The 11,752-nt window shown below is 36.5% G+C and carries 14 protein-coding genes and 1 riboswitch; of the genes, 4 read left to right on the plus strand and 10 right to left on the minus strand.

Features of this window, described 5'->3' with window-relative positions; all coding sequences use genetic code 11:
- Positions 1-61: 61 nt before the first annotated feature.
- Together MKY88_RS13920 and MKY88_RS13925 are read right to left on the minus strand one after the other, a co-directional pair.
- The gene (locus tag MKY88_RS13920) at positions 62-349 is read right to left on the minus strand and encodes a hypothetical protein (protein WP_193832314.1); all 288 of its coding nucleotides are present in this window, start codon (positions 347-349) and stop codon (positions 62-64) included.
- Between the two features lie 90 nt (positions 350-439).
- Entirely contained in the window at positions 440-1,630 is a 1,191-nt protein-coding gene (locus MKY88_RS13925; protein WP_328200539.1) for an MFS transporter, read from the minus strand.
- A 202-nt stretch (positions 1,631-1,832) separates the two neighbouring features.
- Positions 1,833-1,932: riboswitch (purine riboswitch) on the minus strand.
- A gap of 160 nt (positions 1,933-2,092) precedes the next feature.
- Here MKY88_RS13925 and MKY88_RS13930 point away from each other — a divergent pair.
- Entirely contained in the window at positions 2,093-2,311 is a 219-nt protein-coding gene (locus tag MKY88_RS13930) for a hypothetical protein (protein ID WP_069481728.1), read from the plus strand.
- A 19-nt stretch (positions 2,312-2,330) separates the two neighbouring features.
- Here the strand turns inward: MKY88_RS13930 and lepB are convergent, their stop codons facing one another.
- The 3 genes from lepB to MKY88_RS13945 all read right to left on the minus strand — a co-directional run bounded on the left by lepB (position 2,331) and on the right by MKY88_RS13945 (position 4,437).
- A complete protein-coding gene (lepB, locus tag MKY88_RS13935; RefSeq protein WP_069481729.1) occupies positions 2,331-2,891 on the minus strand; it encodes a signal peptidase I in 561 nt (186 codons plus the stop codon).
- Between the two features lie 151 nt (positions 2,892-3,042).
- The gene (locus MKY88_RS13940) at positions 3,043-3,153 is read right to left on the minus strand and encodes a hypothetical protein (protein ID WP_008178501.1); all 111 of its coding nucleotides are present in this window, start codon (positions 3,151-3,153) and stop codon (positions 3,043-3,045) included.
- Between the two features lie 345 nt (positions 3,154-3,498).
- Positions 3,499-4,437 (minus strand): LCP family glycopolymer transferase, encoded by a 939-nt coding sequence (locus tag MKY88_RS13945; protein ID WP_025117353.1) that lies wholly within the window; start codon positions 4,435-4,437, stop codon positions 3,499-3,501.
- A gap of 301 nt (positions 4,438-4,738) precedes the next feature.
- Between MKY88_RS13945 and MKY88_RS13950 the strand changes: the two genes are divergently transcribed.
- The gene (locus MKY88_RS13950) at positions 4,739-5,827 is read left to right on the plus strand and encodes a M24 family metallopeptidase (RefSeq protein ID WP_328200538.1); all 1,089 of its coding nucleotides are present in this window, start codon (positions 4,739-4,741) and stop codon (positions 5,825-5,827) included.
- A 14-nt stretch (positions 5,828-5,841) separates the two neighbouring features.
- Positions 5,842-7,056 carry an aminotransferase class V-fold PLP-dependent enzyme gene (locus MKY88_RS13955; protein WP_328200537.1) on the plus strand — a complete coding sequence of 405 codons (1,215 nt, stop codon included), beginning with the start codon at positions 5,842-5,844 and terminating at the stop codon, positions 7,054-7,056.
- A gap of 22 nt (positions 7,057-7,078) precedes the next feature.
- Here MKY88_RS13955 and MKY88_RS13960 read toward each other — a convergent pair whose 3' ends face one another.
- The 5 genes from MKY88_RS13960 to MKY88_RS13980 all read right to left on the minus strand — a co-directional run bounded on the left by MKY88_RS13960 (position 7,079) and on the right by MKY88_RS13980 (position 11,061).
- Positions 7,079-7,852 carry an IclR family transcriptional regulator gene (locus MKY88_RS13960; RefSeq protein WP_328200536.1) on the minus strand — a complete coding sequence of 258 codons (774 nt, stop codon included), beginning with the start codon at positions 7,850-7,852 and terminating at the stop codon, positions 7,079-7,081.
- 319 nt (positions 7,853-8,171) lie between these two features.
- The gene (locus MKY88_RS13965) at positions 8,172-8,609 is read right to left on the minus strand and encodes a MarR family winged helix-turn-helix transcriptional regulator (protein ID WP_419182557.1); all 438 of its coding nucleotides are present in this window, start codon (positions 8,607-8,609) and stop codon (positions 8,172-8,174) included.
- 25 nt (positions 8,610-8,634) lie between these two features.
- Positions 8,635-9,390: an SDR family NAD(P)-dependent oxidoreductase gene (locus MKY88_RS13970; RefSeq protein ID WP_249659603.1), complete on the minus strand. Its 756-nt coding sequence runs from the start codon at positions 9,388-9,390 to the stop codon at positions 8,635-8,637.
- A 173-nt stretch (positions 9,391-9,563) separates the two neighbouring features.
- A complete protein-coding gene (locus MKY88_RS13975) occupies positions 9,564-10,568 on the minus strand; it encodes an anti sigma factor C-terminal domain-containing protein (protein ID WP_328200535.1) in 1,005 nt (334 codons plus the stop codon).
- Positions 10,558-11,061 carry an RNA polymerase sigma factor gene (locus MKY88_RS13980; RefSeq protein WP_193832319.1) on the minus strand — a complete coding sequence of 168 codons (504 nt, stop codon included), beginning with the start codon at positions 11,059-11,061 and terminating at the stop codon, positions 10,558-10,560. The genes MKY88_RS13975 and MKY88_RS13980 overlap by 11 nt, the downstream gene beginning before the upstream one ends.
- Positions 11,062-11,256: 195 nt before the next feature.
- On the opposite strand from MKY88_RS13980, the gene MKY88_RS13985 reads away from it, so the two are divergent.
- Positions 11,257-11,625 carry a hypothetical protein gene (locus tag MKY88_RS13985; RefSeq protein ID WP_008178511.1) on the plus strand — a complete coding sequence of 123 codons (369 nt, stop codon included), beginning with the start codon at positions 11,257-11,259 and terminating at the stop codon, positions 11,623-11,625.
- Positions 11,626-11,752 lie beyond the last annotated feature (127 nt).

Raw genomic sequence — 11,752 nt, forward strand, 5'->3', positions numbered from 1 at the left:
GATTCACTTAGACAAAAAAAAGCACTGGAATGGCTTACTTTCCCAATGCTTATAAATGCAGTTATGATTGTATGGGTCTCTCTTTATGAGCCACTAATAAGTAATCCAAGGCACTCATGCGCGTAAGTTTGTGCGTGAACTTAATGGCATCAGCATGAGAGGCAAATGTAAAGTGTTCGAGTTCGTCTGTTGGTATATAATGATCGACTGTTTTCCGAGTCAATTTTCGTACAGATAATGTGTGTGAATCCTCTTCATATAATATGATAGCACCTACATTTCTATAAAAAGTTTGATCAATCGTTGCGATGACTTTGACATTTTGAAAATCGGTTAAATCTACTTGCATCTATTACCAACCTCCTCTATCCTTACATTCGCTATCAGGCTGCTATTATCCTGCTATAGTAGGATCGTTTTTGGATAATTTCACCAATTGTTATGAATGATGTTGCGCTGATGAATAATCCGGAGAATGCTCTTGTGAGACAGGTGCTCTTTTAATGGAGAAAATAGCACATCCTAAAGCACAGAGAACTAATAGAGTTCCGAAACTTGCTAAGTGCATGACAGATCCAGTAAAGGCAAATACGGCACCACCCAGCGCTGAGCCGATGGAAATCCCGATTTGGAGCGCAGCGGTATTTAAGCTTTGCTGTATATCGGATGATTGAGGATCTGCTTGAATTAAATAATTTTGCAATGGCGGTGTTAAAGCCCAACTTAATGCTCCCCATAAAACAGTAAACAGTAAAAAGACCGGTAAGGCAATGACTGTATAAGGGATACTGAACAAGACAAGCGCAAATGTAGAGACGATTAGAATAAGGGCTTTACTTGTCCCAATTTTATCGCTCACCCAGCCACCTACAGCATTACCGCTAACAGAGGCAATACCAAAGATTAAGTAACAAATACTAATCCATGAGGCATTCATATCAAAGGCTTCCACTAAAAAAGGTGTTAAATATGCGTAGAGCATATAATGACCTGCTAGCATAAACAAAGTCGTTAATTGCGCTGTAAGGATTTTTAAATTCGCCAATGATTTCATTTGCTTCTTCAGTGGTACAACTTCCCCGATTGGCATTTTGTCTAATAACAAAGCTATTAAAACCATTGAGATTGTTGAAAGAATACTAATGCCTAAAAATACGGCTCTCCAACCGAAAGCTTCTGTAATAAATATCCCCATTGGCACACCGATAACAAGTGCAGAACTTACGCCCATAAAAACAAGCCCAAGTGCTTTGGCACGGTGTCTAGGCTCTACAATTTTCGTTGTAATCGTTAATGATAGCACGATGACTAATGCTGTACTCATCGCTGTAAAAATTCGGGCAATTAGAACAACGGTGAACGTTGTACTAAAGAAGGTCATCAAATTACCTAATGTAAAAATAAATAAGGATATAAGGAATAAGCGTTTCCGTTCTACCTTAGCTGTCAAAGATAGTAGAACGGGCGCGGAAATCGCATAAACAAGTGCAAAAATAGTGATTAATTGCCCTGCTGTTGCTAAAGAAACATTCAAATCCTCTGCAATATTTGGTAGGATTCCACCTACGATTAATTCAACTAAACCTACTGCAAAGGTAGTCACCGCAAGAATATAAACTCTCCAATTCATTGTAATCTCCCTTTCGTTACATTTCATTTTTATAGGAGATCTTTCAACAGCCTTGATACCTCTGTGTCCAGATTTTGCAGAAGAGCTTGCCACATAAGCTCTTCTGCAAAATCTGTAACATATGTCTGAGGTTGCATGAGCTTAATTCAGCAGACATTTCTATATCAACATGGGCTGCATCAAAATAAAAAATCCTGACTACAAAAATGAAACAAAATTTTGTAGTCAGGATTTTATGGTTCCTGGTAGAGACCCTCAATCCATATTATTGAGGTTATACAGTTCAAATATTTACTTTAGCTATAGTAGCACATGAAAAATTTATTGACAATACCTTTTTTTCATAGAATCTATTTCATAAAAATTTCGTTTACTCGAGAGAAAATTTCGATTTTCTGCTTATATTTTAATGAATTTGACCATACATAATAACATACAATAACTATTTTACGAGGTGATTGTTTGCGAATAGTAGGATTTGTATGCTATTTTTTATTACTATTTTATGGTGTTGAATTAGTAGCCGAAGAGCTCACAATCGAAGAAACAGCTCTCAACATGAGAAGTTATCAAACCCCTATTAAAGAAACCGTTGAAAATTCAATGATTTGTGTTTATTATCCCTCTTATAAAATATGTAAAGATGTAACATCAAATAAAGAGAAAGAGGCCACTTTTTAAGTAGCCTCTTAAACATTTCTTATTTTGAGCCAACGTGAAAATGCTTAAATGGATAGACGATTAATTTCGACTCCCCATAAACAGCATCCTCTGAAATTAAACCATAATGGCGACTATCACTACTTTTTAGGCGATTGTCTCCAAGCACAAAATACATGCCTTTTGGCACCTCTTTTTCATTGACTAATTGCTCTAATGTAAAGTTTTCAGTAATGCGTAATTGGTTAGGATCATCTGTTTCACGATTGACGTAATCTTCTTTGTAGGCTTTGCCATTCACATACAATACATCATCTTTCATTTCCACTTTATCACCTGGTACACCAATGACACGTTTAATATATAATTCATCTTCTACAGGTGATTGGAAAACAATTTGATCGAATCGCTCGATTTTACTTGTTTTACTTACAATTATAATATCTTTATCATGGTAGGTCGGGTACATCGATGCCCCTTGTACTTTAATGGGCGCAAATAAAAATTGCTTACAGCCAAACACGACAATTGCTGTAATGACAATAATTTTGATGTAAGATAGTATTTCTTTTTTAAAGTTTGTTGTTTTTTCCTCTTGCATGTTCATTCCCCGATACTGTTTTTTTAATAGTATAACATTTTCTACACTTCATTGACGAATGAATCACGCAAATTGTTTCATTCTCCATAAAAAATAGACAAGGCTACTATGTAGCATTGTCTAGAAATATCTGATTTTGTTCATTTGACAATTAAGAATGGTTAGATTGTGGAGCAACCTGTTGCTGCTCGTTCAATAAATCTACTGCTAATACGATACCCACTGGTAATGCAATTGCTAATAAAATTGTGCCTATAATCATCACAATCACTCCTTTTAACCATTTCTAATGTCAGTATACAACGAATTTTCTGACATTTCAAGAAATATAGATAAATGATTAACGTCAAAAAAATCATTCACCTAGGCATGCACCCTACATGAATGATTTTTTATGCACTACATAAACAATTTTAAACATAATACTTGTAGGCCTCTAATAGTTGATCGGACTGGATTTCTTCGCGTTTTACGTTTAGGTACATAGCTTTGCATGCAATGATTAAGAGCCGTATACCTAAGGACCTGGGTCCTCCCATTCATTCATCTCCCTCCCTTCATGGCCAAAAATTTTACATATATGTTATCACTTGTAGTAAGCAAAAGCTTACTTGCTTTGTAAATGGTTTTTTAGATCGGCTTGTATTTTTTGAAGCTCTTCCTCGTTCGGAATGTAGTACCAAATGCGGTTAATCCTTTCACCATCACCCTGTTCAAACGATAATTGCTCAATATCCTTATCCATTTTCTTATAAATACCCTGAAGCTGAATAAGCTCTTTTACAGAGAAATTCATGCGAACATTATCGCCTAAAACCGTCAGCATATCTGTTGCCTTTAATAATGTAGACGGAGTTGAGGCCTTTTTCATAACCGCTTCAATAATTTGTCGTTGTCGAATTTGACGTCCAAAATCTCCTCGTGGATCTTCATAACGAATACGTGAAAAAATAAGTGCTTCATTACCATCTAATGTGATTTCTCCTTTTGGGTAATGATATTCGTCATAGGTTAAATCCATATCATTGTTAATTGTCACGCCGCCAAGCGTATCTATAATTTGTAAAAAGCCCTCCATATTAATAAACACATAATAATCAATCGGTATATTTAGAAAATTTTCTACCGTATCTACAGCCATTGGAACGCCACCAAAAGCATAGGCATGATTAATTTTATCAACGGTATCATGACCGACAATTTCTGTACGAGTATCACGGGGAATACTAAGCATTTTCATTGTTTGCTTTTCCGGATTCACAGTAATCACAATCATCGTATCAGAACGTCCACTATCATCTTTTCGTTCATCTACGCCTAGCATCAGAACCGAGAAAGGTTCTTTTTTAATCACTGTTTTTTCTTCTAGCTGTGCTGCATCTGTTGTTTGTAAAAGTGGTGTATTTATTTTGTTCATAGTTTTTTGGATGGTAAAGTAGGCAGTTCCTATAAAAATTAAAAAAATAGTTAGTAGGCTACCAACGATCCACAGCCATAATTTTTTCTTGCTCTTTTTCTCTTTAGAGCGTTTCATATTTTTTTCCATACGTTAGTCCTCTCTTGCTTAACAATTTTGCCCCTCTTTTTGACGTATTAAGTTGGAAAAAAGTTTATCTAGTCTACTTATATGCATATTAGACGAAAAAAAGACGTACACTAGTATTTACTTTATTTACCCCAAACTATTCCCACATTTGTCATTTCATTACCTTTTCTATTGTATGTTTCCCCGCTTTAATAAATTGAAAATTCTTTATTATTGATTTATACTATTTTTAAGATACAACGTCTCTATATTAGAAACGTTTACTGAACTATTATTGCTTACTTTTAGGAGGAATCACCCTATGTTTCAAACAAGAAGAGAGAAGTTAGTTTCCCGTATGCAGCAGCAGCACATGGATATAGCTATTTTGGTACCCGGACCAAACATGCATTATTTTACTGGTCTACATCTAAAGCAAAGTGAACGTTTAACATTTGCTGTCATAACGGCTAATCATGATTTATATTTTCTTTTGCCACAAGTAGAACTAAATAAAGTTAATCCTAGCAATGGTGGCGTTATTTTATCCTATTCTGATGAGGAAGGGCCTACACAGGCGATTCAGCAACTAAAAAAGGAAATGGGAACATTGCAGACTATTGGTATAGAATTTGACACAATGCGTGTCCATGAACAGAAATCGATTGATATGCTTACATATAAAAATGTATCTGATATTGGTGAGTCCATTCGCGAATTACGTATGAAAAAAGATCAGCTAGAAATAAACTACATGCGACAGGCTGTACAAATTGTCGAGGAAAGTCTTGCAGCTACTTTACCGACGATTCAAGTGGGTGTGACAGAAATGGAAGTAGCAGCTCAATTGGAATATGAAATGAGACGTCGTGACTCAGAAGGAACACCTTTTGGCACTATCGTTGCTTCAGGTTATCGTGGTGCGCTCCCACATGGCAGAGCAAGTACTAAAAAAATAGAAGCAGGCGAATTCATTGTCATAGATTTTGGTGCTATTTATAAGGGCTATGTGGCTGATATGACTAGAACAGTAGCTTTAGGAGATGTATCTCCAACGTTACAAAACATGTATAGCCTTGTTAAACAAGCCAATGAAGCAGCAATAGACGCTATTAAACCAGGGACGACTGCCCAAAGCCTAGATAGCATTGCAAGAGAAATTATTCGGGATGGTGGTTATGGTGACTATTTCACACATCGACTTGGTCATGGCATTGGTTTGAGTGCTCATGAAGAACCTTACTTAATGCAACGTAACTCACTAGTGTTAGAAGAAGGTATGGCATTTACTGTGGAGCCTGGGATTTATATACAGGATGTTGGCGGGGTTCGTATTGAGGATAACCTAATAGTTACGAACAATGGTTACGAGAATTTAATGACCTTTTCAAAAGAATTAATCATTTTATAAGGCTGGTGAATGCAATGATGGATATGATGACCATTCAGAAGGATATGCCCCTTCTAGAGCAATATATTTATTTGAATACAGCTGCTGCTTCTGCCATGCCTCAGCCTGTAGTGAATGTTATGACAAGTTATCTTCAAAAGCAGGCGAGTATCGGCCCTTATTTACCTTCTTTTCGTAAAGAAACGTATGAACAGGTAGAGCAAATCCGGGAAAAAACGGCTTTATTTATCGGTGCCAAAAAAGAGGAAATTGCCTTTGTACCAAATGGGTCAATGGCTATTAATTATATTTCAGGTGGCTTAGATTGGAAATCAGATGATGAGGTTATCGTACTTGATACAGAAATGTTAAGTAATTATGTACCTTGGCTTGCCCTTCAGCAACGAGGAGTTCGCTTAAAAGTTTTGAAAACAAATGCGGACTATATGGTGGATTTACAAGAGCTTGAACAGCTCATAACGCCTCGTACAAGATTAATAGCCTTTGCCCATATGTCAAACGCGGCAGGTGCCCTTCAGCCTGCAAGGGAAATCTGTCAGCTTGCCCAGCAATACAGCGTGCTTACGTTAATTAATGCCAATCAAACAGTTGGTTTACTCCCTATTCATGTGGCAGAGCTAGGCTGTGATTTTTTAGTCGCTAGTGGGCGAAAATGGCTACGTGGTCCAGAAGGCTCTGGCTTTTTATATGTACGACAAGCCCTGATTTCAAGCATTACGCCCTTCATGATCGGCTGGGGTAGCACTAACTGGGATTATGAAAACAACGATTACTCATTCGTCGAAACAGCTAAACGTTTTGAGCCAGGCTGTCCTGTCATTCCAAGTATATTAGGGTTAGGGGCGGCCATCGATTACGCAAATACGATTGGTTTGCAGCCGATATATCAGCGTGTTCAACAGCTGACGAAGTATTTAATAGAGCAGCTTAAAACGATTCCAGGCATTGTCCTCTATGGCCCACAAAATAGCGAATATCGATTATCGGTTACACCGTTTAATATTGAGGGACTTTCTCCAGATAGTGTCACTAATTTTTTAGCGGATCGAGGCATTATTATAGAAGCTGGTACTTTTATGGCTAATACCATCATGGAGCGCAATCATATTCGTAAAATGGCTCGCTTTTCACCTCATTATTTTAATACATTTAAAGAGATCGATAGGGCGGTATCCAGTATCAAGGAATTCATTGAACTAACCAAAACAAAGGCCCCAGATAGTCATTAACTATCTCGGGCTTTTTTCATCCTTATTCTTGGTACAATTTAAAGCTATATTGATCGAAATATCGTTGAATATTCATCGCGCCGTACTGAAGAACATTGATCATTTCAGGTAGCTTCTCCTCTGTTGGTCTACGATAAATCGGACCCGCAATGGTTAGAGAAGCAATCACTTCCTTTTTGCTATTAAAAAGAGGGACCCCTACCCCAAATACCGAGTGAGAATATTCTCCCGTAGTAAAGCACCAGCCTTGCTGTCGAATTTTCTCTAAATCGGCTAACATTTGATCAGGGTCTGTAATCGTTTCTGGGGTTACTTTTTTCATGCCATGGTCCATAATCTCTTTTTTCTTCTCCTCTGGAAGAAAAGCCATGATTGTTTTACATGATGCCCCGATATGTAATGGGGTGCGTGTGCCAATCGACACAGAAAACTTAATAGTTTGAGAACTCTCTGCAATTTCTACTGTCACGCCATCTGTGCCATCTAGCCATGTTAGAAATACGGATTCCTTAATGGCTTCAGCAAGATTTTTCATAATCGGTAACACAAAATCAGAAAGATTTAATTTGTCCTTTACCATCTGACCGTACTCTAGAAAACGAAGCCCAAGTTCATACTTCTTTGTCTCAGGGTGTTGAATTAGAAAGCCCTGATTTTCAAATGTTGCTAAAATCCTATAAATAATAGAATGGCTAATGTTCATTTCTTTCGCTAATTCTCGAACACCCCATGTAGGATTTTCTTTATTAAAATATTTTAGAACCTCTAATGAGTTATCTAATGTTTTTAATGTCATCTTGCACCTCATATGTCTCTATAATAGAACCGTAATTGTATTATAAAATGAAGGCGGACAATTTTCAATAAATTCAACTATTTTACAAATAGGGGCTACTATTTTTTCTGCAAAGATTAAACAACATTTAGTAGATGACTAGATGTACCTCTTGGCTTACGGTCAATCCTGTTTATGGTATTTGACTAGCCTTGAGGCTATGCATTTTAGCCCGTCTAGTAAGCTAATCAATAAAAAAATCAACTCACCCCACCTCTAAAAAATTGATCGAGGTGAGGTGAGTTGATTTGGATAGGTCCTTCTTACATAAAATAAATTTTTAGCTATTCATTTTATTTTGAATGCCCTGTACTAGCTTCTCTTGAATCTGTAAATACTGGGCAATTTCTGTATTATCTAATACTTCAAATAGTTGTACAAAGACTTCTTTCCCTATAGATTGAGCCTTTGATAAGGCTACTTTTCCCTCATCGGTAATGTCAAGGCGAATAGTGCGGCGATCAGCTGGGTCATACAGTCTTTCTGCTAATCCAAGCTTGACTAATTTTTCAGCAATGCTTGTCATTGCTCCTTTTGTATAGCCAATGGTTTCAGCTAATTCTGCCTGTTTTTGAGGGCCTTTAACATGCAGCTCATTTAATACTAAAATTGGTGAAATTCCTAATGGATAAGGAAACGCCTTTGTAAAACGTATAATATTGGCGTTATTCACCTGTTCAATCATATGAATCAGTTTAAAAATACTTGTCTGTTTCAAAAAAATCCTCCTCAAACGCCTAGCATTAATGAAGCATTAATGAACCACCATCTACCATAATCGTTTGACCTGTAATGTATTGCGAATCGTCGGAAGCTAAGAAGACAGCTACTCGTCCAATATCCTGCTCAATATTACCAAAACGACCTAGTGGAATTTTACTTCTCACTGCTTCATAATACTCTGGCTGTGCTTTTGCCCATGCTTGTACACCTGGTGAATCTGCAAGTGGGCTAATGATATTAACGTTAATACCAAATCTGCCCCATTCATTTGCAGCAACACGAGAAATGCCTCGGATCGCTTCCTTAGCTGCGGCATAGGCTGCCTGTGTTTCGTGACCTTGAATACCTGCTCCAGATGCAAAGTTAATAATATTACCTTGTGTTTCTTTTAAGTGTGGTAATGCAGCCTGCATTAAATAAAATGTCGGATAAAAACCTGTTCCAAATGATAAGTCCAAATCCGCTTGGGTTGTTTCTTCTATTGTAACTTGTTTCGCAGCATGAGCGTTATTAACTAGCACATCTAGTTTACCGTATTTTTCTACAACTGTATCGATAATTTTTGGTAATTGATCTCGTTCCATTAAATTTGCTTGTAAGAACATAGACTTTGGAGAAATTTGTTGTAAATCTTTCTCCATTGCTTCGCCTGCTTCTGCATTTAAATCAACAATCGTGACAATGGCGCCTTCCTTTGCCATTGCTTTAGCCATACCACTACCAATACCACCTGCACCACCAGTAATAATGACTACTTTGTTATCTAATTTACCCATTCATACACATCTCCTTTTAGTCTATTCGAAAAATAGTTTAACATTAAACTATTTATTTTTAAACTAAATTATTTCAGATAAAAAGCCTATTCTGGAGAAGAGTTAATCCAAAATAAGCTTTTCTAAAATTGATCTTTCCTACATGATTGTGCCGATTACTCTTTTCGAGCGCTTTATTTCTGATTTGATATTACACCAAATATAGACCCTTTAATGTATGTTTGTCCTTGTAATGACTTCAACTGCTCTGGTGTACCAGTTACTACAGCCCCAGTTATTTTCACATCACTTTTCTCCATGGCTCCATTTTCCCCTACTAAAGCTTGATAAACCTGGTTTGTTTCCCACTCAAAGTTCTTGCTTTTGCGAAGAAGCTCAATATTTTGAATAAAGGTCTCAACCTCGTCGTTTGAAGAGCGTCGGGGTTTTGGTTTGGATTGCTCTGATTGGAAGCCGTAAATGTATGGGTCATTGGCTGAAATAGTATTCTGTCCTTGCTTAAAAAAATCTAGTGTATCATCTGTATATGCATCCACCCACCACCAATCTACTTGTACTTCAGAAGGAAGCTTGCTTTTAATTTCACCAAAACTATAGGAATCATCAAAAGAAATAGCTAATTCTACTAAAGTATTTTTCTCCAATTGATTCAGTTCACTAATATTATCTTTATAATGGTCGTAAGAAATTTTGGGATGATAAAAAAACATTTCTCGATCACCTGTGTAGTCATTAAACCGTTCGATTTGATAAGTTTCTGCCAGTGATTCTGAACCTTCTATTTGGATGGGGCTAGAAGTGGCAGTTCGTGTAAGCGTTCCAAATAGATTATAATTGCTTTTAATAGGCTTCCAAATATATGGCCGATGCTGAACTCCAAGCACCTTATAGGTTGTTGTTGTTATTTTCCCTCCCAACAAATTATCGTCATAAACCTGATTACTAATTTGTACATTGGGCGCACTTATTTCGTTAAATATATGAATATCATCCATTACTTTTTGCGCACTATTTAACGATAAAGTCCTCAGCCCATACCATAATGCTATTAGCACAATGGGTGTAACGACCAATGTAACCCCAATCATTTTGACTGTTGACCAAAACCTTGCCTTTCTCATTATTTTTTTCGTTTTTTTATCATCAAACAAAAATTCATCTTCTTTTTTATTCATCATGAATATCCTCCTTAAATCGTTCCGTAAATTCTTCTCTAGCACGTCTGACATGCGTTTTTAGTGTGTTTTCATTCTTATTCATCAAGGCTGATATTTCCTTGTACGATAATCCCAACTCATATTTCAAGATTAGTAATTCCTGATGCAAAATGGATAACGTTTCTAATGTGTTCTGTATGTCCTTTAATTTTTCTTTATTTAGCATCTGGATCTCAGGAATATGAATTAATGAAGTCAATTGAACTTCATCTAATACTGTTGTTGGATGACGTGTTTCTTTTCTCTTGAGATCATAAAATTGATTGGTTGCTACACGATATAACCAACTCATTACTTTGTCTGACTGAATTCCATTTTTATGTAATAAAAATTTATAACATGTATCTTGGACGATATCTTCTGCATCCTCATGGGCTAATCCACGTTTTCTCAAATAACGATATAGCAGAGTTCCTGCTTGCTGTAAAAACGCATTCATTGATTGCTTTACCATGTCCACCTCCCTTCTGCCTATACAACGCAGAACTCCATGAAAAGTTTACATATTACAAAAAGTTCCCATTAAATATTTTAGTTTAATGAAAACAAACAACATTTATTTTCAAATACATACAAGCATCATTTTTATTTGACATGAATATACTGTAGCAGCTAGCTAAATTCACTTTCAGGAAAGGAGTTGTTGAAAATGGGTGCTAAATGGATAAAGCTCTCAGTCTTCTATTTATTGATTGTTTTTGCTTTTGGACTGTTTATGCATTATACTGTTCAACTTCAATGGAAAGCGACGCATGCTCATATTGGTGTGGTAGGTTGGCTGACTACTGGATTCATTGGTTTAATTTATTCGACTTATAAAGATGCTGCGGAAACAGGTCTTGCTAAAGCACAGTTCTGGCTTTACAATATTGGTCTACCATTCCTATTGGTTGGAATGATGATGGTCTATCTAGATGTGCCACGGTGGTTATTTGAGCTATTTGTTTCAGGTGGTGGCATTGCTGTAGCCCTTTCCGTACTGTTATTCTTTGTCAATGTCTTTAAATATGTGAAATAAATAATATGCCCTAATTTAATAGAAGTGAGATTAGACTATAGATCAACTCTAAAATTTTTGAGTTGCCTATAGTCTTTTTTCTTTTTCATGACAATCAAGAGCAGTTAAACTCGTGAAGAAAACTACC

This window comes from Lysinibacillus sp. FSL R7-0073, from assembly GCF_038009065.1.
GTDB lineage: Bacteria > Bacillota > Bacilli > Bacillales_A > Planococcaceae > Lysinibacillus > Lysinibacillus fusiformis.